This is a genomic window from Pseudomonas sp. F220 (genome assembly GCF_057813935.1).
In genome coordinates this window covers 71,634-96,627 of the sequence record NZ_JBVASJ010000021.1, presented here as the reverse complement: position 1 = coordinate 96,627, position 24,994 = coordinate 71,634, and the positions used below count along the sequence as shown (strand labels likewise).

Here is a 24,994-nt window from a genome sequence, read left to right as displayed (position 1 = left end):
ACACCCTTGCCTCTGGCTAACACTTCCCCTTGCCGGGTGTGTAGAGGACTTTCACCTCCAAGTCACCAGCGTGGCCACCACAGCCAAACTGGTTGCGCTTGCGCGCAACGCGCCATGCCTGGCGCACTCAAAAAAAAGCCCGGACAATGTCCGGGCTTCTTGTTGAATCACTGCGGCGCTTTATTCAGCGGCCGGTGCTTCTGGCTTGCGGCGCTTGAGCGGCGCCATGCCGTCCTTGCTGACCAGCGACAGTGCGTCGGTCTTCGGCCGGTTGGCGATCTTGCGTTTGGTCGGTGCCTTGGCGCCGGTTTTCTTCTTCTCGCCCTTGGCGTCGGTCTTTTTCTTCTTCACACCAACGGCTTTGCCCGAAGCCTTGACCTTTTTCGGTCCGCCATAGGTGCCTTTGACTTCCTTGATGGTGCGGCGCTCGAAGGTCTGCTTCAAGTAGCGCTCGATGCTCGACATCAGGTTCCAGTCGCCGTGGCAGATCAGCGAGATGGCCAGACCATCATTGCCGGCGCGACCGGTACGACCGATACGGTGAACGTATTCGTCGCCGCTGCGCGGCATGTCGAAGTTGATCACCATGTCCAGACCGTCGACGTCCAGGCCACGCGCAGCAACGTCAGTAGCCACGAGAATTTTCACGCCGCCCTGCTTCAGACGGTCGATGGCCAGTTTGCGGTCTTTCTGGTCTTTCTCACCGTGCAATACGAAAGCTTTGTATTCCAGTGCCACCAGGCGGCCGTAGATACGGTCGGCCATGGCGCGGGTGTTGGTGAAGATGATCGCCTTTTGATAGGTCTCATTGGCCAGCAGCCAATTGACGATCTGTTCTTTGTGCTGGTTGTGGTCAGCGGTGATGATCTGCTGACGAGTCGTCGCGTTCAGTTGGCTGACGCTGTTGAGCTGCAAGTGCTCAGGGTTGACCAGCACCTTGCCGATCATCTCGCGCAAGCCTGAACCGCCGGTGGTGGCGGAGAACAGCATGGTCTGCTGACGGCTCGCGCATTCATCGACCAGGCGTTGCACGTCTTCGGCAAAGCCCATGTCGAGCATACGGTCGGCTTCGTCGAGTACCAGCACTTCGACTTCTTTCAGATCGAGGTTGCCGGCGTTCAGTTGTTCCAGCAAACGGCCCGGCGTACCGATCAGGATGTCCGGAACCTTGCGCAGCATAGCGGCCTGGACCTTGAAGTCTTCACCGCCGGTGATCAGGCCGGATTTGATGAAGGTGAACTGCGAAAAGCGTTCGACTTCCTTGAGGGTCTGCTGCGCCAGCTCACGGGTCGGCAACAGAATGACCGCTTTGATGCTGACGCGGATCTTCGCCGGGCCGATCAAACGGTTAAGGATTGGCAGAACGAATGCAGCGGTTTTGCCGCTACCGGTTTGAGCCGTCACCCGTAGGTCACGCCCTTCGAGCGCGAGCGGGATGGCCGCGGCTTGCACAGGCGTAGGCTCGACAAATTTAAGCTCGGCCACGGCTTTGAGCAGGCGTTCGTGCAGGGCGAATTGGGAAAACACGGGTGTTACCTCGAAGAAATACAAAAAAACAGCTGCATAGGGTAACGGTTTCGAGCGCTAAGGCCGAGTTTCTTTGTGCAAACGGCAGCAAACAGATGCTTTTTTGTTAGCGAATTTGTCCCTGAACGTAACTTTAGTTGTCTTAAATGCTCTAATCGACCCATCTGATCCTACAGAAGAATCGTTTTAGCGCATGGATATCAAACAGCTCTGGCTCAACGCCCAAGACCTCTGGGGTGCTCTCGATCAGCATCCACTCTTGCATTCCAGCCTGGCGCTGGCGTTGCTATTAGCGATCGCGTTAGGTCTCGGACGAGTGGCACGCTATCTCATTCTGCATGCCGTTAAATTGCTCGGTCGGCAACCGGCGCTGCATTGGCTTAACGATTTGCGCCACAACAAAGTCTTTCACCGCCTGGCGCAGATGACGCCGTCGCTGGTGATCCAGTTCGGCCTGAACCTGGTGCCGGAGCTAAGCAAAACCAGCCTGCTTTTTCTCGGTAACGTGGCGCTGGCTTTCACTATTCTGTTCCAGGTATTGGTCTTGAGCGCCCTGCTCAACGCCTTGCTGGATATCTACGCGCGCACCGATCACGCCAAGACCCGTTCGATCAAGGGCTACGTGCAGCTGGCGAAGATGGTGCTGTTTGTTTGCGGCGCAATCATCATTATTGCGACGCTGATCGACCGTTCGCCGCTGTTGCTATTGTCCGGCCTGGGTGCAATGTCGGCGGTGATTCTGTTGGTTTACAAGGACACCTTGTTGTCGTTCGTCGCCGGGGTCCAATTGACTAGCAACGACATGCTGCGGGTCGGTGACTGGATCGAAATGCCGCAAGTCGGCGCCGACGGCGATGTGGTCGACATCACCCTGCACACGGTCAAAGTGCAGAACTTCGATAAAACCATCGTCTCGATTCCGACCTGGCGTTTGATGTCCGAGTCGTTCAAGAACTGGCGCGGCATGCAGCAGTCTGGAGGTCGGCGGATCAAGCGCAGCCTGTTTATCGACGCCAGTGGCGTGCGCTTTCTGCACGATGAGGAAGAACAGAAACTGACTCAGATCCATTTGCTGACCGACTATATCGGCCGCAAACAGGCTGAGCTCAAAAGCTGGAACGAAGCCCAGGGCAACGTCGCGGCGATGTCGGCCAATCGCCGGCGCATGACCAACCTTGGAACCTTCCGCGCTTATGCGTTGGCGTATTTGAAGAGCCATCCGGAGATTCAACCCGGCATGACCTGCATGGTCCGGCAGATGCAAACCACCGCCCAAGGTGTGCCGCTGGAGATTTACTGCTTTACCCGCACCACCGCCTGGGCCGATTACGAGAGGATTCAGGGCGATATCTTCGATTACCTGCTGGCGGTGTTGCCGGAGTTTGGCTTGAGTTTGTATCAGCAGCCGAGCGGCAGTGATTTGCGCGCAGGGTTATTGCCGGCGGTGTTGGGGGCGGGTTTTATACCTGCGAACGAAAAACGTTCGATGTAACAACACATATCCTGTGGGAGCGGGCTTGCTCGCGATGCGGAGTGTCAGTCAACATCAATGTTGCATGTGACACCGCTATCGCGAGCAAGCCCGCTCCCACAGGATCAGTGTGCACCTGCCGACTGACGCACACCCAACCGGCTAATCCACACCGCGCCCAATATCACCAACCCGCCAAAGAGCAACCGCCCCAGTTCTTCATGTTGATTCCAGATCAGCAGGTTGATCAACAGCCCCACCGGTACATGGAGGTTGTTCATCACCGCCAGCGTCCCGCCATTGACCAGGCACGCGCCCTTGTTCCACCAATACAAGCCCAATGCCGTCGAAACCAGGCCAAGGAACACCAGCACGCCCCATTGCAGCGGCGCTTCGGGCAGGAAGTTCTCCTTGCCGAACAATAAGAACGCCGGCAATGCCACCGCCAGTGCTCCCAGATAGAAATAACCAAAGCGCCGGTAATGCGGCAGATCGCTCGGGTAACGCGCCACCAGATGCTTATAAAGCACCTGCCCCGCGGCGTAGGTAAAGTTGGCCAACTGAAGCAACAAGAAACCCATGAAGAAATCCGGGTTGATCCGGTCGTAGCGAATCACCGCGGCCCCGGCCACCGCCACCAGCGCTGCAATCAAGGCCCATGGATTGAAGCGGCGATTCAGCGCGTCTTCAATCAGCGTTACGTGCAGCGGTGTGAGGATGGTGAACAGCAACACCTCCGGCACAGTCAATACGCGAAAGCTCAGGTACAAACAGACGTAGGTCACGCCAAACTGCAAGGCGCCGATCACCAGCATCCCGCGCATGAAGGCCGGTTCGACCTGCCGCCAGCGGGTCAAGGGAATGAACACCAGCCCGGCCAGCAGCACGCGCACCAGCACCGCGAAGTAACTGTCGACATGGCCGGCCAGGTATTCGCCAATCAAGCTGAAGGAAAACGCCTGAATCAGCGTGACAAAAAGTAGATAGCCCATACGCGCCTCGTTTCGAATGGCGGCGACGATAGCGGTTTTGCGGCTGACAGTGAAATGACAGGCAAAAAAAACCCGATCTCGCAATGGCGTCGATCGGGCGGGAGCACTCAGGAGCAAAAAGTGCAAAGGGAGGTTCGATGCGCGAACCGGCTTGAAGGGGGGGAGCGCAATGGCGCTACTAAACCATCAGGCGATTATCTGGCGATTAACGCCTCAGGCGACCTGTGCCAGCTTAGCGTTAGCCTGGTTCAGACCTTTTTCGTGAAAGTCTGCGCCCAGGTTCATGCCCTCGGCGTGAATGAATTCGACGTCGTGGATCCCGATGAACGCCATGACCTGACGCAAGTAGGGTTCCTGATGATCGGCGGTGCTGCCGGCGTAGATGCCGCCGCGAGCAGTCAGCACATAGGCACGCTTGCCAGTGAGCAGGCCTTGCGGGCCGGTTTCGGTGTACTTGAAGGTCACACCGGCACGTAACACATGGTCCAGCCAGGCTTTCAGGGTGCTCGGGATGGCGAAGTTGTACATCGGCGCAGCCATCACCAACACGTCGGCGGCCAGCAGCTCATCGGTCAACTGGTTGGAGCGCTCAAGGGAGGCATGCTCGATCTCGTTGCGCTGCTCGGCAGGTTTCATCCAGCCACCCAGCAGGTTGGCATCCAGGTGCGGGACCGGGTTGATCGCCAAGTCACGAACGGTGATCTGGTCAGCCGGGTGAGCGGTTTTCCACTGGCTGATGAAGGTTTGGGTCAGTTGGCGTGAAACCGAATCTTGCTGGCGAGCGCTGCTTTCGATGATCAGTACGCGGGACATGGGATGTAGCCTCCATCGGTGAATGCTGTAAGTCGATGGAGTGGAGATTAAACAGAGTCATATCGATGAAAAAGCGCAAATAACTGCTATAACCTATCTATAAATTCGTTTATAAACGGAACATGCCCAGCAAGCCTGCTCCGCTCGGTGTTACTTGGGTTTGCAGGTGACGGCAATGTACAGCTTGATGATCTTGCGGTTGAACTTGGCCGAAAGGTCGGCGCGTTTACCCGCATCCAGACTCACCCGACGGGTCTTGGGGGATTCCGGGCCGTTGCGAAATACCACCGAGCAATCGGCCGCGGTGTCACCGTGGTTGTTGAGGGTAATGGCGCCCAGGTCGTAGTCGGTGGCGTAAGTGGTGTAGTCAATCTTCATCCCGCCGAGTTCTTTCTGCACGTCGATCGGGTAGGCAAACGCAGTCAGCGGCAGCATCGCCAGCAACACACAACAGATTTTTCTCATTCGGCAGTCTCCAATAAAGACCGTCAGCTTAGGACAAGAGGAGCTCATCTTGAAAGCGCCCCGCGTTACCCTGGATCAATGGCGAACATTGCAGGCGGTGGTCGACCACGGCGGCTTCGCCCAGGCAGCCGAAGCGCTGCACCGTTCACAGTCGTCTGTCAGTTATACCGTGGCGCGCATGCAGGACCAGCTCGGTGTGCCGCTATTGCGCATCGACGGCCGTAAAGCCGTGTTGACCGAAGCCGGCAGCGTATTGCTGCGTCGCTCCCGGCAACTGGTCAAACAGGCCAGCCAGCTTGAGGACCTGGCGCACCATATGGAGCAAGGCTGGGAAGCAGAAGTGCGGCTGGTGGTCGATGCCGCTTACCCGAATGCCCGTTTGGTGCGCGCGCTGACCGCGTTCATGCCGCAAAGCCGTGGTTGCCGCGTGCGCTTGCGCGAAGAAGTGCTGTCCGGGGTCGAAGAGGTGCTACTTGAAGGCGTCGCCGACCTGGCCATCAGCGGCTTCAACATTCCCGGTTACCTGGGCACAGAAATGAGCGCGGTGGAATTCGTCGCCGTGGCTCACCCGGAACACCCACTGCATCGTCTGAACCGTGAGTTGAATTTCCAGGACCTGGAAAGCCAGTTGCAAGTGGTGATCCGCGATTCCGGCCGCCAGCAGCCGCGAGACGTTGGCTGGCTTGGAGCCGAACAGCGCTGGACCGTCGGCAGCCTGGCCACCGCCGCGAGCTTCGTCAGCAGTGGTCTGGGTTTCGCCTGGTTGCCACGGCACCTGATCGAACGCGAACTCAAGGAAGGCCTGCTCAAGCTGCTACCGTTGGATCAGGGCGGCAGTCGTCACCCAACGTTTTTTTTGTATTCGAACAAGGAAAAAACACTGGGCCCGGCCACGCAGATTCTCATCGAACTGCTGCGCACCTTTGACACCGCGCCGCTGGATGCGCCCTTCGCTGCCCCACAGCAAGCCTGAAACCCGGTAAGCCCGAACAGGAGTTCTGCCATGGCCTATTTCGAACATGAAGGTTGCACCCTGCACTACGAAGAATATGGCCACGGCGAACCCGTGCTGTTGCTACACGGACTGGGCTCCAGCGCTCTGGATTGGGAAGATCAGACCCCTGAGCTGGCGGCCCGCTACCGGGTGATCATCCCGGACGCGCGTGGCCATGGTCGCTCCGACAAACCCCGCGAGCACTACAGCATTGCCGGCTTCAGCGCTGATGTGATCGCACTGATCGAGCACCTGAACCTGGGCCCGGCACATGTCGTCGGGCTGTCCATGGGCGGCATGATCGGTTTTCAACTGGCGGTGGATCAGCCGCAATTGCTCAAAAGCCTGTGCATCGTCAACAGCGCACCCCAGGTAAAAATGCAGACGCTGGATGAGTATTGGCAGTGGTTCAAGCGCTGGGGTCTGATGCGAGTCGTGAGCATGAGCGCCATCGGCACGGCACTGGGCGCGAAGCTTTTCCCAAAACCGGAACAAGCCGGGCTGCGTAGAAAAATAGCCCAGCGCTGGGCAAAAAACGACAAACGTGCTTATCTCGCCAGCTTCGATGCCATCGTCGGTTGGGGTGTGCAGGAACGACTTTCCCGTGTCACCTGTCCAACGCTGATCGTCAGCGCCGACCATGACTACACGCCGGTCGCGCTGAAAGAGGCCTATGTAAAACTGCTGCCCAACGCGCGGCTGGTGGTGATCGCCGATTCCCGCCACGCCACGCCACTGGATCAACCGGAACGCTTCAACCAAACCCTGCTCGAGTTTCTAACCGCAGTCGACACCACTACCCAGGATCACTGACCCATGCTGAAAAAAATCGCCCTCGTCGCTGGCTCCGTTTTGTTCGCCGCTAACCTGATGGCCGCTACACCCGCCAAGGCGCCACACGTTTTGCTGGATACCACCAATGGCCAGATCGAAATCGAACTGGACCCGGTCAAGGCACCGGTATCTACCGCCAACTTTCTCGCTTACGTCGACAGCGGCTTTTACACCAACACCATTTTTCACCGTGTAATTCCTGGCTTCATGGTTCAGGGCGGTGGTTTCACTCCACAAATGCAGCAAAAAGACACCAAGGCGCCGATCAAGAACGAAGCCAGCAACGGCCTGCATAACGTCCGCGGCAGCCTGTCGATGGCGCGCACCTCGAACCCGGATTCCGCCACCAGCCAGTTCTTCATCAACGTGGCAGACAACGCCTTCCTCGACCCGGGTCGTGACGCCGGTTATGCGGTATTTGCCAAAGTCGTAAAAGGCATGGACGTGGTCGACATCATCGTCAACTCACAAACCACCACCAAAAGTGGGATGCAGAATGTGCCAATCGACCCCGTGCTGATAAAGTCAGCCAAGCGCATCGACTGATACGCAAGGAGTCCTGAGTGGCGGCTCTTTAACGGAGCCCCGCTCACCTACTGAAAAGGAGAGCCCGTACGCGGGCGTGAGACCTCATGCTTTATCGTCGCTTTGAACAACTGATCGATATTTTTCGCGACGCTCCGACGGCTGCTCCGCCGAACACGGTTCTACCCTTCTATATCTACTACCTGCGTCAGGTCTGGCCGAGTTTTGCCGCCCTGCTCGTCGTCGGTCTGTTCGGCGCGTTGATCGAAGTTGCGCTGTTCAGTTATCTGAGCCGGATCATTGATCTGACTCAAGGCACGCCGAATGTCGACTTCTTCAAGATTCACGGCACTGAGCTGATCTGGATGGTGGTGGTCGCCTTGATCCTGCGTCCGGTCTTCGTCGGTCTGCATGATTTGCTGGTGCACCAGACCATCAGCCCGGGCATGACCAGCATGATCCGCTGGCAGAACCACAGCTACGTGCTCAAACAAAGCCTCAACTTCTTTCAGAACGATTTCGCCGGGCGCATCGCCCAACGCATCATGCAGACCGGCAACTCCCTGCGCGACTCTGCCGTGCAAGCCGTGGACGCACTGTGGCATGTGCTGATCTACGCCATCAGTTCGCTGGTACTGTTCGCCGAGGCCGACTGGCGCCTGATGATCCCGTTACTGACCTGGATCGCCTGCTATATCGGTGCGCTGTGCTACTTCGTGCCGCGGGTCAAAGAACGCTCCGTGGTCTCCTCTGACGCCCGCTCGAAACTGATGGGACGGATCGTCGACGGCTACACCAATATCACCACGCTCAAACTGTTCGCCCACACCAACTTCGAACAACAGTACGCCCGCGAAGCCATCGAAGAGCAAACGGAAAAATCCCAGCTCGCCGGCCGCGTTGTCACCAGCATGGACGTGGTCATTACCAGCATGAACGGTCTGTTGATCGTCGGCACTACGGGCCTGGCCTTGTGGCTGTGGACCCAATCGCTGATCTCGGTCGGCGCCATCGCTCTGGCCACCGGCCTGGTGATCCGCATCGTCAACATGTCCGGCTGGATCATGTGGGTGGTCAACGGCATCTTCGAAAACATCGGCATGGTCCAGGACGGCCTGCAAACCATCGCCCAACCGGTCAGCGTGACCGACTGCGAACAAGCCCCGCGCCTCGACGTGGCACGCGGTGAAGTGCGTTTCGATCACGTCGATTTTCACTATGGCAAGAAAAGCGGAATCATCAGCGACCTCAATCTGACGATCAAAGCCGGCGAGAAAATCGGCTTGATCGGCCCCTCCGGCGCGGGCAAATCGACCTTGGTCAACCTGCTGTTACGCCTTTACAACCTGCAAGGCGGCCGGATCCTGATTGATGGCCAGGACATCGCCAGCGTCGCCCAGGAAAGCCTGCGTGAGCGGATCGGCATGATCACCCAGGACACTTCGCTGCTGCACCGCTCGATCCGCGACAACCTGCTGTACGGCAAGCCCGACGCCACCGATGAAGAACTCTGGGAAGCGGCGCGCAAGGCCCGTGCCGACGAATTCATCCCCCATCTATCCGATGCCCAGGGCCGTACCGGCTTCGACGCCCACGTCGGTGAGCGCGGGGTGAAACTCTCCGGCGGCCAACGGCAACGGATCGCCATTGCCCGGGTGCTGCTCAAGGACGCGCCGATCCTGATCATGGACGAAGCCACCTCGGCCCTGGACTCTGAAGTCGAAGCGGCCATTCAGGAAAGCCTGGAAACCCTGATGCGAGGAAAAACCGTGATTGCCATCGCTCACCGGCTCTCGACCATTGCCCGAATGGACCGCTTGGTGGTACTGGAAAAAGGCCGGATCGCCGAAACCGGCAGCCACGCCGAACTGCTCGCCCACGGCGGTTTGTATGCACGGTTGTGGCAACACCAGACGGGTGGGTTTGTCGGTATTGATTGAGCGCCGAAGATCTTTTGATGTAGGCCCCCACAAAAAACGCCAGAGCCCTTTAACCACGGGCTCTGGCGTTTTTTTATGACTGGCGTTCCACCGAAACCCTGCTGTACTCAGCCAAGGTTCTGGAGAGGGCCTGTAGTCAACCTGCAGGATGCATAACGGCTATATCGACTCGATCGTCGACCTATTACAAGGATGCGTCTCATGTCTCTGTTCAAACGTTCAGTTACTGAGTTGTTAGGTACATTCTGGCTAGTGTTGGGTGGTTGCGGCAGTGCGGTACTGGCGGCGGCTTTTCCAAATGTCGGGATCGGGTTGCTCGGCGTAGCGCTGGCCTTTGGTCTCACCGTACTGACCATGGCCTTCGCCATCGGCCATATCTCCGGTTGTCACCTGAACCCTGCGGTATCGGTCGGGCTGTGGGTCGGGGGTCGGTTCCCGGCCAAGGAACTGCCCGCCTACATTGTCGCCCAAGTCATCGGCGGCGTAATTGCAGCCACCTTGCTGTACTTCATTGCCAGCGGAAAACCCGGGTTCGAACTGGCAAGCGGACTGGCCTCCAACGGGTATGGCGAACACTCGCCGGGCGGCTACTCAATGGCAGCGGGGTTTGTTTGTGAACTGGTGATGACCGCAATGTTCGTGCTGATCATCCTCGGCTCTACCGACAAACGTGCTCCGGCTGGCCTTGCACCCATTGCCATTGGCTTGGCGTTGACATTGATTCACCTGATCTCGATCCCGGTTACCAACACGTCGGTCAATCCGGCTCGCAGTACTGGTCCAGCGTTGATTGTCGGCGGTTGGGCGATTCAGCAATTGTGGATGTTCTGGTTGGCGCCGATCCTCGGTGCGGTAATCGGCGGCGTGACCTATCGCTGGCTGGGCAAGGAAGACACCTGATCCAGGGATACGCGAGGATCAGTCTTGCCGATATGGCAGGGCAGTTCTCGCCTCTTCGGCATAGGCCAGGACGCCAATCCGCTCTTGTTGCAGGAAATCCTTCACTGCCGCTTTCAATCCGGGATGACGCAAGTAGTGCCAGGAATGGGTAATGACCGGTTCAAAGCCACGAATCAACTTGTGCTCACCCTGAGCTCCGGCATCGAACCGCTGAAAGCCGTTGGCGATTGCGTACTCCATGCCTTGATAGAAGCAGGTCTCGAAATGCAGGCGGTCGAACTCCGCCAGGCAGCCCCAATAGCGACCGTAAAAACTGTCGCCACCCACCAGGCTGAAGGCCATAGCTACTGGACGTGAACCTTGTTTGGCCAGCACTACGCGAATGGCTTCGGGCATGCGTTCGGCCAGCAGACTGAAAAACTCCCGAGTCAGGTACGGCGCCTGCCGACGTATTGCGTAGGTATTGGCATAACAGGCATAAACGAAGTCCCACTGCGCTTGATCAAGTTGCCGTCCTTCGAGCCATTCAAACTCGATGCCCTGCCCTGCAACCTGCTCGCGCTCCTTGCGCATTTGCTTGCGTTTGCGCGAACTCAAGGCGTCGAGGAAGTCCTGGAAATCCCGGTAACCACGGTTCTGCCAGTGATATTGGCAGCCGACACGTTGCAGCCAACCCGGCTGCTCGGCCAGCGCAGCATCGGTGAACGGGTCGGTGAAATTGATATGGGCACTGGAAAGCCCTTCGATCTCCAGATACCCCGGCAGACTTTTCAGCAGCTCGAAACCGTCCTGCACGTTGGCCGCCAATAGACGCGGCCCACTCACGGGGCTGAACGGCACGGCAGTCAAAAGCTTCGGGTAATACTCGATCCCGGCGCGCTCGCAAGCATCGGCCCAGGCATGGTCGAAGACGTATTCGCCGTAGGAGTGCCATTTGCGATAACTGGGCAATGCGGCAATCAAACGACCGTCTTCAACGTGCAACAGGTGTTCGGGCTGCCAGCCGGAATGCGGACCCAGGCTGGCGCTGTCTTCCAGCGCACTGAGGAAGGCATGCCGCAAGAATGGCTGAGCATCGGACACCAGCGCATCCCATTCTTGAGAGGTGATTGCGGACAGACTTTCCAAACGTTGTAGCGGCATCGCATTCCCCGGCAATCATGAATCACAGACGCACCGAGTATCGCCCATCGCAACACAATCCACACGACCTATCCGCCCGCGAGGCTCTGAACCGGGGGTGTCACGCCGTGCCCCGACCGTCATCGAGTCGCCATCACTTTGCCATTTCCCTGTCATAAACCATCGCGATACTGGCGCCAGTTTTTAGAACGTCGGGATCTACCCGGCCCCTAGTTTTCCGTCCATCACGGCCGGTTGCTTCTTGGATGGCTCAGTCATCCCCTTTCAACTTCGGAGATTGATATGCGTCTTGCTTACACCAAAACTGCGGCAGCCCTGTGTGGCGGGCTGTTACTGGCCATGAGCGTTCCGGCCAGCGCTGCAGTCGACGCCAAACTGCTCGAAATGCTCAAGGCAAATGGCTCCATTTCCCCGGCGCAGTACACCGACCTGCAAGCCGAGCTGGCCAAGGATCAGAAGGACCAGCAGATGGCCCGTCAGGCTCAACAAGAGACTAACGAGCAGATCGCGGCGACTGCGAAGAAAACCAATGAACTGAGCACCTTCGACCAGAAACTGGCCTGGGCTGCCAAGACCCAAATCAAGGGTGACGTGCGCTTCCGCCAGGAAACGGTCAAGAACGATGGCGTTCCAAACAGCAAAGACCAGGATCGTCAGCGCATTCGTGTCCGCCTGGGTGCCTACAGCGAAATCAACCCGCAAGTCGACACCGGTATCCGTATCGCCACCGGCAGCAACGACGACGCTCGCTCCACCAACCAGGACCTGAACAACTACTTCGACAAGAAGCAGATCTGGCTGGACCAGGGTTACGTCGACTACCACCCGGACGCGATCAAGAACCTGCACGTGATCGGCGGCAAGATGTCTCAGCCATGGGTGAGCATGGGTGACATCATCTGGGATAGCGACATCAACCCGGAAGGTCTGGCCCTGACTTACAAATTGCCGGTGGGCGGCAGTACCGAGCTGTTCGGTAGCGCCGGTCACTACACCCTCAAGGACAACGTCGACGGCGAGGGTGTGCAGTTCAAACACGACCTGCGTCTGTACGCTGGCCAGTTGGGTGCGCGCTTCGCCATCACCGACAGCATGAAAATGACGTTGGGCGGCAGTATCTACTCGTACGACAAAGACAAGAGCAGTGCCTGCCCTACCACCGGCACCGTCACCGCGCCATGCGCACTGGCCGTCAACGGCAACAGCCCGAACGAAACGTTCAAACTGTACGAAGGTTTTGGTCAGCTCGACTTCACCAACCTGCCAGTACCGCTTTCGTTGTACGGTCAGTACGTCAACAACAAAGACGCGAGCAACGATCAGGACACTGGCTGGCTGGCTGGCGTGAAGTCCAAGTTCTACGGTTTCAACGTGGACTACAACTACCGCGATGTGCAGCGTAACGCAGTGGTTGGCGCCTTCACCGACTCTGACTTCGCCAACGGCTTTACCGGTTCGCGCGGCAGCAAGTTGAAAGTGAGTTACGACATCGACAAGAACTTCGCCCTCGGTGCGACGTACTTCTTGGCGACCTCTGACCAAACAAACGCCAGCATCAACAAGAAAGATTCGGACATCAACACCCTGCAACTGGATGCTGAAGCGAAGTTCTGATTTACCCCGCTATACGATTCGGGCAAGGAAGCCCGAGTTGCTTTTACAGTCTGGCGTGGATGGATTGATCCCCATCATCCTTCGATACATCCATGCGAGCCTGTTTCTTGGCTCCCTGCAATGAATCCCCTGACCTACGGAATGTCCTTGCGACGCTCGGCCGCGAGACGTTCGGCCAGCGTATCGGCGTCCGGTACGGCTTCTTCGGGCATGGCACGCAACGTCGCCTGCATCAAGCGCATCTGACGAATGAACCGCCGACAATTGGCGCAAAACATCAGGTGATGGCGCACCATCAGCTTCTCCCGAAAACTCAACTGACCATCGAGGTAATCGCTGGATCGCGCGACTTGTTCCTTGCAGGTCAACATTCGCCGGTTTCCTCAAAATGCTCCACCGTAGCGAAGACTTTCAGTCGTGCCCGATGCAACAGCACGCGAACATTGGAGAGCGAGATCTCCAGAAGATTACAAATCTCTTCCAACTCCAGTCCTTGGCGCTCGCGCAACAGCAACACACTGCTTTGCAGTTCAGAGAGACTCAGCAAGGTATGCTCCAGGCACTCGCGCAGCTCATTTTCGGTGAGCAGGGCATCGGGTGTGTCCTGGTGCCAGGCAAACGGGGCCACCAGCCAGTGACCGTCGCCCGGGGAAAACCGCTCATCGCCAATCGTGCCGTGGGGCGACGGCAAATCGTCCAGCAGGACTTCCCGGCGGTTTTGTTTGTAACGGCTTTTAGCAGAGTTGGCGGTGATGGTCAGCAGCCAGGTCTTGAGGCTGGAGCGGCCCTGAAACCCGGACAGGTTGCGCACGACCGACAGCCAGGCATCCTGCACCACTTCGTCGGCATTGCGGTTGCCGACAATGGCATAGGCCACCGCACGCATGGCGCTCTGGTAAGTGCTGACCAACTCCTTGTAAGCCCGCTGCTCCCCCGCCAGCAAGCGTTCGAGCAGTTGCGTGTCGTCAGTAACCGCCATTCATACCTCGTAATCATGGGTGCCGTAAAAAAAGATCGCAGCCTATAGCAGCTCCTACGCCGACCGCATTCAACCGCGATTGGGCGTTGAACATCAATCCCCCGTAGGATCTGCGGGGACGCCTAGTTCGCAGCTGCGATCTTTTCAATCGCCCCTCGAACCGGAGTGAACTCAACGCTTACGCAGAATCACGCTACCAATCGAGTAACCGGCACCAAACGAGCTAAGCACCGCCAGCGAACCGCTCGGCAAATCGTCCTGGTTCTTGTGGAATGCAATCACCGAACCCGCCGAACTGGTATTGGCGTAGGTGTCGAGGATCACCGGAGCTTCTTCGATCGTGGCTTCGCGGCCCAACAGTTTCTTGACGATCAAGTGGTTCATGCTGAGGTTGGCCTGGTGCAGCCAGAAGCGCTTCACGTCGCTGACGCTGAGCGTGTTCTCTTCCAGGTGGGTGGCGATCAGTTCCGCCACCATCGGGCAGACGTCACGGAACACCTTGCGACCTTCCTGCACGAACAGTTTGTCCGGTGCTCCGACACCCTCTTTGGCTGCGCGGTTGAGGAAGCCGAAATTGTTGCGGATGTTGTTGGAGAATTTGGTCAGCAGCTTGGTGCTAACGATGTCGAACTGGTACGGCGAAGTTGCCAGATCGGCACGCTCGACGATCACCGCCGTCGCAGCGTCGCCGAAAATGAAGTGGCTGTCGCGGTCGCGAAAGTTCAAGTGGCCGGTGCAGACTTCCGGGTTGACCATCAGAATCGCCCGCGCCTGACCGAGCTGGACACTGTTGGCAGCAGCTTGAATGCCGAACGTCGCCGAGGAGCAGGCCACGTTCATGTCAAAGCCGAAACCCTGAATGCCTAGTGCTTCCTGGACTTCGATGGCGATGGCCGGGTAGGCCCGCTGCAGGTTGGAGCAGGCAACGATGACGCCGTCGATGTCGGCGGCGGTCTTGCCTGCGCGCTGCAACGCTTGCTCGGCGGCGCCGATAGCCATTTGGCATAGCACCGACCATTCGTCGTTGGAACGCTCAGGCAGACGCGGCGTCATGCGCTGTGGATCAAGGATGCCTTCTTTGTCCATGACAAATCGGCTTTTGATCCCCGAGGCCTTTTCAATGAAGGCCGCACTGGATTCGGTCAGTGCCTGAACTTCACCACGCTCGATGGCCGCAGCGTTATCGGCATTGAATTGCTGCACATAGGCATTGAAAGACTGCACCAGCTCTTCGTTGGAGATGCTGTTGGCCGGGGTGTACAGGCCGGTGCCGCTGATGACGACGTTATGCATGGTCGTTTCTCTAATCTGTTCAGGCAGAAAGCATTGGCACCGACGTACCAATACATAAAGGGTCTAATCCCATCGGATGGGATGAAACCTTGCGTCGCTTTATTCCGATCCACCCAGGCGGCTAAGGCTCAAATCTGCGGGGCCGGCGTTTATAACAGCGAAGTTTGCCATAAACGCTGGCATTTGGCCCTATTTGCAGGATGCAGCGCCTGCAACGGCATACCTGTAGGAGCACGGCTTGCCGGCGATGGCGCCCTTGAGACCGCCATCGTCGGAACGCCGCCCGGACCAAGCTCGGCTCCTACAGATAGGGTTAGGGCTCGACCTGGCTCCATTGTTTGCTCAGGCGTTTGTCGGAGATCGGTACCTTGGTCCCCAATTGTTGGGCAAACAACGAAACCCGGTATTCCTCCAGCCACCAGCGATACAGCTCCAGCTGCGGATCGCGCTTGCCTTCCTGGGCGTGCTTACTGGCCCGCGCCTGGTATTGCGCCCATAACCCAGCCAGTTCGGTGCTCCAGACCCGGTCCTTTTGTACCTGGCTCGGCAGCTTCTCAAGACGCAACTCGATGGCCTTGAGGAAACGCGGCAATTCCTTGAACCAAGCGGCTGGTGTTTCGCGGACAAAGCCCGGATACACCAACTGACTCAGCTGTTGCTTGATGTCATTGAGGGCCACCGCCTGCGCCAGGTCGATCTTGCCCTTGAAGCGTTTTTGCAGACCGTGCCAGAGTTTGAGCGTCTCCAGCGTCAATTTCGCCAGCCGCTCGGCATGTTCAGTCCAGCCACCACGCTTGCGCTCAGCCAACGAGGCCAGCCCGGCGCCATCGCGAGGCAAACTCGGTTCGCCGTCGAGAATGCAGTTGTCGAGGCTGGCCAGCAGAATGTCTTCCACCAGGCTATCAATACGCCCCAGCTCGCGGTACATCAGACCCAGCTCGGTCAACCCCGGTAACTTGCCACGCAGGAACTTCGCCGGCTCGGCCAGTTGCTGCATCAACAAGCGCTGCAAGGCCCGGCGATGCTGAAATTCGGCCTCGGCGGCGGTGGAGAAACGCCCTTCCTTGACCGTTCCACCCTCCTCCACCAGCGCCGGATAGACCGTCATCGACAGCCCGGCGATCTTCTGTTGGGTTTTTTCGGCCACTGCGGCGAAGACTTTGGCCTCCACTGGCTGTTGGCTTTTCGCGGTTTGCGGCACGGCCAACGCGGCCTGGCTGGCCTCGACGAAACGCGCAGTCAACTCGGCCAGATCGCGGCCTTCGCCAAGGAATTTGCCTTGGCCGTCGACGATTTCCAGGTTCATCCGCAAATGGCCATCGACCTGCTGAGCCGATTCGGCCCAGGCCTCATCGCTGACCCGCGCACCGGTCATGCGCAGCAATTCGCGCCCCAGTGCCTGAGGCAGCGAGCCCTCGGCAAAAGTGATGCGCTGCAATGCGGCTTTGACAAAGTCCGGCACTGGCACGAAGTTCTTGCGCAGGGCCTTGGGCAGATTGCGCACCAGCGCGATGCACTTGGCCTCGATCACTCCTGGCACTAGCCATTCCAGACGTTCGGACGGCAGCGCCGGCAACAACGGCGCCGGCACCCGCAAGGTCACGCCGTCACGGGGGTGATTGGGTTCAAAGTGGTAACTCAAGGCGAGCGCCAGATCCCCTAGGTGCAGGGTGTCTGGGTAATGTGCGGCGGTGACTTCACTGGCCTCACGGGCCAACACGTCTTCTTCGCGCATAACCAGCAATTGCGGGTCTTTCTGGCTGTGGATGCGATACCAGCTGTCGAAGGTCGCGGTCTGGTGAATATCGGCCGGCAGCCGCGCATCGTAGAAAGCGAACAGGGTTTCTTCGTCAGCGAGGATATCGCGACGGCGCGCCTTGGCTTCCAGCTCGTCGAGTTGTTCGAGCAGTTGCGTATTGGCAGTCAGGCACTTGGCTCGGGACTGGATTTCCCCGCGCACCAGCCCTTCGCGGATAAACAGTTCACGGGACAACACCGGTTCGATCGGCCCGTAATGCACTGGCCGCCGACCGACCACAATCAGCCCGAACAAGGTGATCTGCTCGAAGGCCACAACCTGCCCGCGCTTCTTCTCCCAATGGGGTTCGAAGTGGTTCTTCTTGATCAAATGCCCTGCCAGCGGCTCGATCCAGTCCGGCTCGATCTTGGCCACCATCCGTGCATAGAGCTTGGTGGTTTCGACCAGTTCGGCGGCCATCAGCCATTGCGGGCGTTTTTTACCAAGCCCCGATGATGGGTGAATCCAGAAGCGACGTTGACGGGCACCGAGGTAATCGCCGTCTTCGGTTTTCTGCCCGATCTGACTAAGTAAACCGGACAGCACGGCTTTGTGCAGTTTCGGGTAATCCGCCGGTTCTTTATTAAGGCTCAGTTGCATGTCGCGGCAGATCAAACTCAATTGCCGATGAGAATCGCGCCATTCGCGCAGACGCAGGTAATTCAGGAAATTTTTGCGGCACCAATTGCGCAGCGGACTGGCCGTCAGGGCTTGGCGTTGCTCTTCAAAACCACGCCACAGATTGACCAACCCGGCGAAGTCCGAGTCCACGTCTTTCCATTGCGCGTGAGCCTGATCGGCGGCTTGTTGACGCTCCGGCGGGCGCTCGCGCGGGTCCTGGATCGACATGGCGCTGGCGACGATCAAGACTTCCTGCAAGCTGCCCAATGTGGCGGCTTCCAGGAGCATGCGGCCCATGCGCGGGTCCACCGGCAGGCGTGCCAGTTGCCGACCGAGCGGTGTCAGCTGGCTCTCGCGATCGACCGCCGACAGCTCTTGCAGCAGGTTGAAACCGTCGCTGATGGCCTTGCCATCCGGCGGTTCGATAAACGGGAAATCAGTGATCTCGCCCAGGCGCAGATGCAGCATCTGCAAAATCACTGCAGCAAGGTTGGTGCGCAGAATTTCCGGATCGGTAAATTCCGGCCGCCCGATAAAGTCCTCTTCTGCGTACAAGCGAATGCAGATACCCGGCTCGACCCGTCCGCAACGGCCTTTACGCTGGTTGGCACTGGCCTGGGAGATGGCTTCGATCGGCAGGCGCTGGACCTTGGCGCGGTAACTGTAGCGGCTGATCCGCGCGGTACCGCTGTCGATCACGTAGCGAATGCCCGGCACCGTCAACGAAGTTTCCGCAACGTTGGTCGCCAGCACTACACGACGCCCCGGGTGAGACTGGAAAATCCGCTGCTGCTCGGCCGGCGACAGCCGTGCGTACAACGGCAGAATTTCGGTGTGTTTGAGTTGGGCCTTGCGCAGCATGTCTGCGGCGTCGCGAATTTCCCGCTCACCGGGCAGAAACACCAGCACATCGCCAGGGCTTCGGCGCTCACTGCGCTCATACGCGGCGATTTCGTCGAGGGTCGCGAGGATCGCCTGATCCACCGTCAAGTCTTCTTCGACGCGGTTGCCCTCTTCGTCCTGCTCAAGGGTCAGCGGGCGATACCAGGTGTCCACCGGAAAGGTCCGGCCGGAGACTTCGACAATCGGTGCATCGTTGAAGTGTTTGGAGAAACGCTCCAGATCGATGGTCGCCGAGGTGATGATGACTTTCAGGTCTGGGCGACGCGGCAGCAGGGTTTTCAGGTAACCGAGCAGGAAGTCGATGTTCAGGCTGCGTTCGTGGGCTTCGTCGACGATAATCGTGTCGTAGCGCTCGAGATAACGGTCGTTCTGGGTTTCCGCCAGCAGAATGCCGTCGGTCATCAGTTTGATCAGGGTGTTGGAATCGCTCTGATCCTCGAAACGCACCTGATAACCGACCAGCGCACCCAGCGGTGTCGCCAGTTCTTCGGCAACCCGGCTCGCTACGCTACGGGCAGCGATACGGCGCGGCTGGGTATGGCCGATCAGGCCATATTGGCCGCGACCGATTTCCAGGCAGATTTTCGGTAGCTGGGTGGTTTTACCCGAACCGGTTTCGCCAGCGATGATCAATACTTGATGCTTGAGCAGCGCCTCTTTGATTTCGTCACGCTTGGCAGCAATCGGCAGGCTGTCGTCATAACGAATCAGCGGCAGGCTGGCACGCCGCGCCACGACCCGATCACAGGACGCTTGCATGCGCGAAACCCACTGCGCCAGTTTGTCCTCGTCAGGCTTTTTACGCAGCTCAAGCAACTGCCGCCGCAGCCGGTGGCGGTCGGCAAGCATGGCGTGATCGAGGTTTTTCAGCAGTTGGTCGATAGCAGGCGATTCGTCAGTCATCAGGTACGCAAAAGTCGTCTAGTGGTGCAGAGGGCGGATTGTCGCAGATTTGGGGGTATTTGGCGTGTCAGGGAGGGCCACCCCTCACCCTCACCCTCTCCCCAGAGGGGCGAGGGGACTGACCGAGTCGTTGAATCGAACTACTGCGACCTGAAATATCGAGCCGAACTCAGGTTTTGAAAAGCCCCGGATCGGCTCCCTTTCCCCCTCTCCCCTCTGGGGAGAGGGCTGAGGTGAGGGGTGCACTCTGCAAACAGAATCTCTATCTCAACCCCACCGAACTTCCCTACTCGTTATCCCGACCCTTGCGCCGATACGGGAACACATCGATCACCTTGCCGGCGCGAATGGCCGCTTGCAGACCTTTCCAGTAGTCGGCGTTGTACAGCTCACCGTGCAGTTGATCGAACAACCGCCGCTGCCCGGCGTCGGCGAACAGGAATGGCGGGAACTCTTCCGGGAACACATCCCACGGCCCAATCGAGTACCACGGCTCCGAAGACATCTCATCTTCCGGGGTGCGCGGGGCCGGGATGTGGCGGAAGTTGGCTTCGGTCAGGTAGCAGATTTCGTCGTAGTCATAGAACACCACCCGGCCGTGACGGGTAACGCCGAAGTTCTTCAGCAGCATGTCGCCGGGGAAGATGTTCGCCGCCGCCAGTTGTTTGATCGCCAGACCGTAATCCTCCAGCGCCTCGCGAACCTGCGCGTCGTTGGCATTTTCCAGGTAGAGGTTCAGTGGAGTCATGCGCCGCTCGGTCCAGCAGTGGCGGATGAGCACCGTGTCACCATTGACCTCCACCGTTTTGGCCGCCACTTCCAGCAATTCGGCCAGGCACGCCGGGTCGAACTTGCTCAGCGGGAAACGGAAGTCGGCAAACTCTTGGGTATCGGCCATGCGCCCTACCCGGTCGACACTTTTCACCAAGCGATACTTCTCGATCACCGTCGCGCGGTCGACGTTCTTCGATGGCGAGAACCGGTCCTTGATGATTTTAAATACGGTGTTGAATCCCGGCAGGGTAAACACGCTCATGACCATACCGCGCACGCCCGGGGCCATGATGAACTGATCGTCGGTGTTGGCCAGGTGATTAATCAATGAGCGATAGAACTCGGACTTGCCGTGCTTGTAGAAACCGATCGAGGTGTACAGCTCGGCGATGTGCTTGCCCGGCAGAATGCGCTTGAGAAAGCCGATGAACTCGGCCGGCACCGGCACGTCGACCATGAAATACGAACGGGTGAAGGAGAAAATGATCGACACATCGGCTTCATCGGTGATCAGCGCATCGATCTGAATCCCGCGGCCTTCGCGGTGCAGAAAGGGGATCACCAACGGCCATTGGTCATCCTGGGTGTAGATGCGCCCCACCAGATACGCGCCCTTGTTGCGGTACAGCACCGAGGAAAACAACTCGACGCTCAGCTGCGGGTCCTTACAGACCCAGTCCGGCAGGTTTTCGCGCAACTGGGCTTCGAGCCGCCGCAGGTCGCCCGATAAATCGGCATAGGCCTCGCTGAAGCTGTAGTCGACGAATATCTGCTCGAGCATGCTCGACAGTTCGCCCTCAGGCTTATAGATGCGGGTTTGTGCAGCACGGGCCCGGCGCAGGCTCGGCCGGGTGGTGTGGATGAACATGCAGCCGTCGCTGATCAGGTCATGACTGAACAGCCCGCAGAAGGTCGAGTTGTACCAGGTCTCGGACAGCTCATCGTCAAAGCGCAGGTCGATCAGGCTGATGTAGGCGCTTTTCACCAATGGCCAGAATGTAACGTCCATCATTGCCTCGGCATCGAAGGCCTCGTGCAGCCGAGCGACTACTTCACTGACTTTATCTTCATAGAGGTTGATCCGCGCCGCGGAGGCAACTTGCGCCTCCTGCCATTGCGCCTGCTCGAAACGCGCGCGGGCGCCGTCGGTGATCTGACGGAAATGCTCGCGGTAATCGTCGAAGCCATCGAGGATCATTCGAGCGATATCGGCGGCTGGCCATTGCTGCGGCATGGTGAGACCTCTGCGGGAATTCGAAGACCCTGAGCTTAGCCAGTGAACCGGGTACAGGAGAAGCGTAATTTTCCGGCGATGAGGTATCAGCAGTGAGGTGGAACACTGGGAAAACGGAGTGTGGCATTTAGGAACAGCCCTACAGCCAGCGCTTGAGCGTCCCGTTAGGTTGAATGTCTTTCATCGAAAGTATGGAAGCTTTGATCATGTGTGGCTGTCCCCGCTGTAGCCCCCGCAAACTGACCCCAGACGACCTACGTCGCCAAGAGGCAGACATTCTCCGGTATAAAAAAGGACTGGCTCGCGATGAAGCCCGACGCAACGAACGCCCCCCACAGCCAGAAGCGAAGCCCGACACCCTGGGCTGTGTGTTCGCCAAAAGCTGCTCGTTGCCAGACGGTTTAATCAATCACAGCAACCCCGGTGGGTTCATCCCCGTAGAGTCGCTGACGCAGTACGTAGCCTTTGCAGTGTTGGGCAGCGGTTCAGCGACGACCGCCGCAGGCACGCCGTTAGCGTGGATTGGGGGTTCCAACAGCGCTACGGCGCTGACCAGCCGATTGGGGGGCACCTTGGCGATGGCACCGCCTGAACTAAATATTCTCGCCGCCGTGCTCATGCCGAACACGAACTTGCCTGATAGCGCGCTTTACACCCTCCATCAATACGCCACTCTGACCACCGCCAAAACACGAGTTCGGGTGAACCTTGAACGCCTCCCGGACGATTCAGTTCGCGCTTACGGGTTTTACACCGGCAAGAACAAAGACTGGGAAAACGTGCCGGTCGTCGCTGCTACAGCAGACGGCGAAAGATTTGTCGCCGAGCTGGGCCAGGGCATCAAGCTGATCTGGACACCCGCCTGCGACCCCAGCGCCACGGCAAAAATACCTGTCCTTAACGACGCGTCACCGCTTCCTCCCGTTTGGGTGTATCCCCCAACGGACACCGCCAATAAGATTCTGGTTAACCCGGTGCATCCACCGGAGTACCAGGACGCGATTGTCTGGTTTCCCCAAACCGATATCCCGCCGTTCTATATAGCCTTCAGTGTCCGCAAAGCTCAGAAGAGCTGCTCTCATCCTGACATGATGGAAGAATTGGCCAGCTACATTGCCGGGGAGATGAATCACAATATCAATCATCCGTCAGTGCTGAAGATGAGGAAACTCAACAGCTATGACACTGCGATAGAAACAAAGAAGTACATGGATTTGCCTTGGTACGCGATGGCTGGGGCGACCATCCCTCAAACCATTGCTAATGCGAACGCAACGGCAGCACTCGCATTGTGGACGGAGCGTGTCGGTCAAAATCGCCCATGGGATCACAAGCCGAAGATACGCGCCCTGTTTGGTGGAGATGTACGGCACAAACAGGGCGCGTATGACTACTTCTACGACATTTGGTCCAACATCCACTACGGCTATGTCGGTATGGCAAGCGGGCTTTCTGAAAGCGTCCTTCTGGATGGAGCTGGGGGCGAGCAGATTGTCTCGGATTTAGTACGAAAGGTTGAAGAGTTAATATTCGTACCCGAAGAGAATAGAAAGCTCCTTGGACCTCATCGTTCAACAGACATTGACGGGCTGCGGGCGTGGGACGACGCCCCGGATCGCATTTCAATTAGTATTGGCACGAAACTCTATGGCCAACATCCCAATGGGGGCATTACAGCAAAAATGATCATGGCCGAAGTGCTTGCAGTCACACCTGAAAAATGGGGAGAAGGCGCCCGTGCCCATAAATGCAAAAGGAATTAAAGCCAGACACATACTCGGGGCTCTCTTTTTTTTCCCTCTGCTGTTCTGGTATATAGCGACCCCCGTCGTAACTGTCCATTACTCCAAAGAGGGGAAAGAAGAACTCCGATACATTTGGAATACACAACACAGTATTTATAGAGAAAGAATGCTCCCGGGACAAACAACGTTTGACCTCGGGCACATATTCCCCAATGAAGAGTTCTTTATGATGTTTGACTGGTGGACTGAAGGTGACCTTAGGCATTGCGTATATGTCACGCCAAAATGGTCGAGAACAGAAATCTATTTGGATGCGAACGGTGATATTGACACCAGCAAAACAGCGCCTACCGACGCTGCCCGTTTGAAGCAATGTCCATGGGACAGCTCCAAACTTTTCAGTCATTAGGGAAGGTCTGAACTAGCCAGCGATTTTTGATATCCTCTTTGTTTGAGGTTCAAAAAACGCTGGCCTGGTCGAAAATCAGACTATCCCTATGGCGTTGAATTTTCGGTTGCCAGACACAAGGCGCTCAGCAACACTCTCGCCCCCATAAAGGAAGGAGTGTCCCGTGAGCCCCGTCGATATTTTTCGTTTACTGTCGCTGGCGGCCATCTGGGGCGCTAGCTTCCTGTTCATGCGCATCATCGCCCCGGTAATTGGCACTATCCCCACCGCTTTCTTCCGTGTATCGATTGCCGCCACCGGGTTGCTGGTGATCCTGGCGCTGATGCGTATCAGCTGGGATTTTCGCGGAAAGTTCAAGACGGTGCTGCTGCTCGGGGTAATCAACTCGGGGATTCCAGCCACCATGTATTCGGTGGCAGCCCAAGTGCTGCCGGCCGGTTACTCGGCGATTTTCAACGCAACTACGCCGTTGATGGGTGTGTTGATTGGTGGTGTGTTCTTCAGTGAAAAACTCAGCCCGTCGAAGATTGCCGGCGTTTGCCTTGGGTTGTTCGGGGTCGGCATTCTAACCCGCGCAGGTCCCGTGGCCTTCGACATGGAACTGCTGATGGGCGCCCTCGCCTGCCTCCTCGCGACCACCTGCTACGGCTTCGCCGGTTTCCTTGCCCGCCGCTGGCTCGATCAGCAAGGCGGGCTGGACAGTCGCCTCTCGGCGTTGGGCAGCATGCTTGGCGCGACGCTGTTTCTGTTGCCGCTGTTCAGTTACAGCGCCATCAACCAGCCGCCTGCAAGCTGGGGTGGCTGGAGCGTCTGGTTGTCACTGCTGGGGTTGGGCCTGGTTTGCACAGCCTTTGCGTACATCCTGTATTTCCGATTGCTCAGCTCGATTGGTCCGGTCAAATCAATGACCGTGACCTTTATGATCCCGCCGTTTGGCGTGTTGTGGGGCGCGCTGTTCCTCGATGAACCGTTGTCCATGGCGCATGTGTATGGCGGGGTTTTGATTGCAGGGGCGTTGTGGTTGGTGCTTAAGCCGACGGTGGTGAAGGTATCGAGTTTGGCTGCCCGGTAGGGCCCAAAAAATCGTACGAACGCGACAATCTCATCTGCACAGCAA

The 24,994-nt window shown here is 58.0% G+C and carries 18 protein-coding genes and 2 pseudogenes; 10 read left to right on the top strand and 10 right to left on the bottom strand.

Annotated features, from left to right (window positions below):
* Positions 1 to 180: 180 nt before the first annotated feature.
* Positions 181 to 1,527: a DEAD/DEAH box helicase gene (locus tag ACZYSM_RS18545; RefSeq protein WP_489073291.1), complete on the bottom strand. Its 1,347-nt coding sequence runs from the start codon at positions 1,525 to 1,527 to the stop codon at positions 181 to 183.
* 193 nt (positions 1,528 to 1,720) lie between these two features.
* Between ACZYSM_RS18545 and ACZYSM_RS18540 the strand changes: the two genes are divergently transcribed.
* Entirely contained in the window at positions 1,721 to 3,019 is a 1,299-nt protein-coding gene (locus tag ACZYSM_RS18540; protein WP_489073289.1) for a mechanosensitive ion channel family protein, read from the top strand.
* Positions 3,020 to 3,123: 104 nt separating this feature from the next.
* Here the strand turns inward: ACZYSM_RS18540 and ACZYSM_RS18535 are convergent, their stop codons facing one another.
* The 3 genes from ACZYSM_RS18535 to ACZYSM_RS18525 all read right to left on the bottom strand — a co-directional run bounded on the left by ACZYSM_RS18535 (position 3,124) and on the right by ACZYSM_RS18525 (position 5,268).
* A complete protein-coding gene (locus tag ACZYSM_RS18535; RefSeq protein ID WP_489073287.1) occupies positions 3,124 to 3,990 on the bottom strand; it encodes a carboxylate/amino acid/amine transporter in 867 nt (288 codons plus the stop codon).
* Positions 3,991 to 4,203: 213 nt separating this feature from the next.
* On the bottom strand, positions 4,204 to 4,803 hold the full coding sequence (locus tag ACZYSM_RS18530; protein WP_489073285.1) for an FMN-dependent NADH-azoreductase: 600 nt from the start codon (positions 4,801 to 4,803) through the stop codon (positions 4,204 to 4,206).
* A 150-nt stretch (positions 4,804 to 4,953) separates the two neighbouring features.
* Positions 4,954 to 5,268, bottom strand: coding sequence for a 3-phosphoglycerate kinase (locus ACZYSM_RS18525; protein ID WP_489073283.1), 315 nt, complete (start codon positions 5,266 to 5,268; stop codon positions 4,954 to 4,956).
* A gap of 49 nt (positions 5,269 to 5,317) precedes the next feature.
* Here ACZYSM_RS18525 and ACZYSM_RS18520 point away from each other — a divergent pair, with 49 nt between their 5' ends.
* From ACZYSM_RS18520 to aqpZ, 5 genes are all read left to right on the top strand, one after another.
* Positions 5,318 to 6,241, top strand: a complete 924-nt coding sequence (locus ACZYSM_RS18520; RefSeq protein ID WP_489073281.1) for a PA3225 family LysR-type transcriptional regulator — start codon at positions 5,318 to 5,320, stop codon at positions 6,239 to 6,241.
* Between the two features lie 30 nt (positions 6,242 to 6,271).
* Positions 6,272 to 7,075 carry an alpha/beta fold hydrolase gene (locus tag ACZYSM_RS18515; RefSeq protein WP_489073279.1) on the top strand — a complete coding sequence of 268 codons (804 nt, stop codon included), beginning with the start codon at positions 6,272 to 6,274 and terminating at the stop codon, positions 7,073 to 7,075.
* Positions 7,076 to 7,078: 3 nt separating this feature from the next.
* Positions 7,079 to 7,642 (top strand): peptidylprolyl isomerase, encoded by a 564-nt coding sequence (locus ACZYSM_RS18510; protein ID WP_489073277.1) that lies wholly within the window; start codon positions 7,079 to 7,081, stop codon positions 7,640 to 7,642.
* Between the two features lie 86 nt (positions 7,643 to 7,728).
* Entirely contained in the window at positions 7,729 to 9,561 is a 1,833-nt protein-coding gene (locus tag ACZYSM_RS18505) for an ABC transporter ATP-binding protein (RefSeq protein ID WP_489073275.1), read from the top strand.
* Positions 9,562 to 9,762: 201 nt separating this feature from the next.
* Positions 9,763 to 10,461, top strand: coding sequence for an aquaporin Z (aqpZ, locus tag ACZYSM_RS18500; protein ID WP_489073273.1), 699 nt, complete (start codon positions 9,763 to 9,765; stop codon positions 10,459 to 10,461).
* An 18-nt stretch (positions 10,462 to 10,479) separates the two neighbouring features.
* Here aqpZ and ACZYSM_RS18495 read toward each other — a convergent pair whose 3' ends face one another.
* A complete protein-coding gene (locus tag ACZYSM_RS18495; RefSeq protein WP_489073271.1) occupies positions 10,480 to 11,604 on the bottom strand; it encodes a GNAT family N-acetyltransferase in 1,125 nt (374 codons plus the stop codon).
* 282 nt (positions 11,605 to 11,886) lie between these two features.
* Between ACZYSM_RS18495 and ACZYSM_RS18490 the strand changes: the two genes are divergently transcribed.
* Entirely contained in the window at positions 11,887 to 13,218 is a 1,332-nt protein-coding gene (locus ACZYSM_RS18490; protein WP_489073269.1) for a putative porin, read from the top strand.
* Between the two features lie 134 nt (positions 13,219 to 13,352).
* On the opposite strand, the gene ACZYSM_RS18485 is transcribed toward ACZYSM_RS18490, so the two are convergent.
* The 5 genes from ACZYSM_RS18485 to aceK all read right to left on the bottom strand — a co-directional run bounded on the left by ACZYSM_RS18485 (position 13,353) and on the right by aceK (position 21,723).
* Complete coding sequence (locus tag ACZYSM_RS18485; protein ID WP_489073267.1) at positions 13,353 to 13,589, bottom strand: anti-sigma factor family protein; 237 nt, start codon at positions 13,587 to 13,589, stop codon at positions 13,353 to 13,355.
* On the bottom strand, positions 13,583 to 14,197 hold the full coding sequence (locus tag ACZYSM_RS18480; RefSeq protein ID WP_489073265.1) for an RNA polymerase sigma factor: 615 nt from the start codon (positions 14,195 to 14,197) through the stop codon (positions 13,583 to 13,585). Before ACZYSM_RS18480 ends, ACZYSM_RS18485 begins: the two co-directional genes overlap by 7 nt.
* Positions 14,198 to 14,368: 171 nt before the next feature.
* The gene (locus ACZYSM_RS18475; RefSeq protein ID WP_489073263.1) at positions 14,369 to 15,490 is read right to left on the bottom strand and encodes a beta-ketoacyl-ACP synthase III; all 1,122 of its coding nucleotides are present in this window, start codon (positions 15,488 to 15,490) and stop codon (positions 14,369 to 14,371) included.
* A 313-nt stretch (positions 15,491 to 15,803) separates the two neighbouring features.
* Positions 15,804 to 19,715 carry an ATP-dependent RNA helicase HrpA gene (hrpA, locus tag ACZYSM_RS18470; RefSeq protein ID WP_489073261.1) on the bottom strand — a complete coding sequence of 1,304 codons (3,912 nt, stop codon included), beginning with the start codon at positions 19,713 to 19,715 and terminating at the stop codon, positions 15,804 to 15,806.
* Between the two features lie 286 nt (positions 19,716 to 20,001).
* On the bottom strand, positions 20,002 to 21,723 hold the full coding sequence (aceK, locus tag ACZYSM_RS18465; protein ID WP_489073259.1) for a bifunctional isocitrate dehydrogenase kinase/phosphatase: 1,722 nt from the start codon (positions 21,721 to 21,723) through the stop codon (positions 20,002 to 20,004).
* Positions 21,724 to 21,896: 173 nt separating this feature from the next.
* Here aceK and ACZYSM_RS18460 point away from each other — a divergent pair.
* From ACZYSM_RS18460 to ACZYSM_RS18450, 3 genes and pseudogenes are all read left to right on the top strand, one after another.
* Positions 21,897 to 22,754: pseudogene (locus ACZYSM_RS18460) on the top strand (S-type pyocin domain-containing protein); the annotation flags it as partial.
* A gap of 36 nt (positions 22,755 to 22,790) precedes the next feature.
* A pseudogene (locus ACZYSM_RS18455) lies at positions 22,791 to 23,486 on the top strand (polymorphic toxin type 44 domain-containing protein); the annotation flags it as partial.
* A gap of 554 nt (positions 23,487 to 24,040) precedes the next feature.
* Entirely contained in the window at positions 24,041 to 24,949 is a 909-nt protein-coding gene (locus ACZYSM_RS18450) for a DMT family transporter (protein ID WP_489073257.1), read from the top strand.
* Positions 24,950 to 24,994 lie beyond the last annotated feature (45 nt).

Excerpts from the sequence above, each read along its gene's own strand:
- ACZYSM_RS18540 (WP_489073289.1), top strand. The coding sequence starts at position 1,721 with ATGGATATCAAACAGCTCTGGCTCAACGCCCAAGACCTCTGGGGTGCT.
- ACZYSM_RS18535 (WP_489073287.1), bottom strand. The coding sequence starts at position 3,990 with ATGGGCTATCTACTTTTTGTCACGCTGATTCAGGCGTTTTCCTTCAGC.
- ACZYSM_RS18530 (WP_489073285.1), bottom strand. The coding sequence starts at position 4,803 with ATGTCCCGCGTACTGATCATCGAAAGCAGCGCTCGCCAGCAAGATTCG.
- ACZYSM_RS18525 (WP_489073283.1), bottom strand. The coding sequence starts at position 5,268 with ATGAGAAAAATCTGTTGTGTGTTGCTGGCGATGCTGCCGCTGACTGCG.
- ACZYSM_RS18515 (WP_489073279.1), top strand. The coding sequence starts at position 6,272 with ATGGCCTATTTCGAACATGAAGGTTGCACCCTGCACTACGAAGAATAT.
- ACZYSM_RS18510 (WP_489073277.1), top strand. The coding sequence starts at position 7,079 with ATGCTGAAAAAAATCGCCCTCGTCGCTGGCTCCGTTTTGTTCGCCGCT.
- ACZYSM_RS18505 (WP_489073275.1), top strand. The coding sequence starts at position 7,729 with ATGCTTTATCGTCGCTTTGAACAACTGATCGATATTTTTCGCGACGCT.
- aqpZ (WP_489073273.1), top strand. The coding sequence starts at position 9,763 with ATGTCTCTGTTCAAACGTTCAGTTACTGAGTTGTTAGGTACATTCTGG.
- ACZYSM_RS18495 (WP_489073271.1), bottom strand. The coding sequence starts at position 11,604 with ATGCCGCTACAACGTTTGGAAAGTCTGTCCGCAATCACCTCTCAAGAA.
- ACZYSM_RS18490 (WP_489073269.1), top strand. The coding sequence starts at position 11,887 with ATGCGTCTTGCTTACACCAAAACTGCGGCAGCCCTGTGTGGCGGGCTG.
- ACZYSM_RS18485 (WP_489073267.1), bottom strand. The coding sequence starts at position 13,589 with ATGTTGACCTGCAAGGAACAAGTCGCGCGATCCAGCGATTACCTCGAT.
- ACZYSM_RS18480 (WP_489073265.1), bottom strand. The coding sequence starts at position 14,197 with ATGGCGGTTACTGACGACACGCAACTGCTCGAACGCTTGCTGGCGGGG.
- ACZYSM_RS18475 (WP_489073263.1), bottom strand. The coding sequence starts at position 15,490 with ATGCATAACGTCGTCATCAGCGGCACCGGCCTGTACACCCCGGCCAAC.
- hrpA (WP_489073261.1), bottom strand. The coding sequence starts at position 19,715 with ATGACTGACGAATCGCCTGCTATCGACCAACTGCTGAAAAACCTCGAT.
- aceK (WP_489073259.1), bottom strand. The coding sequence starts at position 21,723 with ATGCCGCAGCAATGGCCAGCCGCCGATATCGCTCGAATGATCCTCGAT.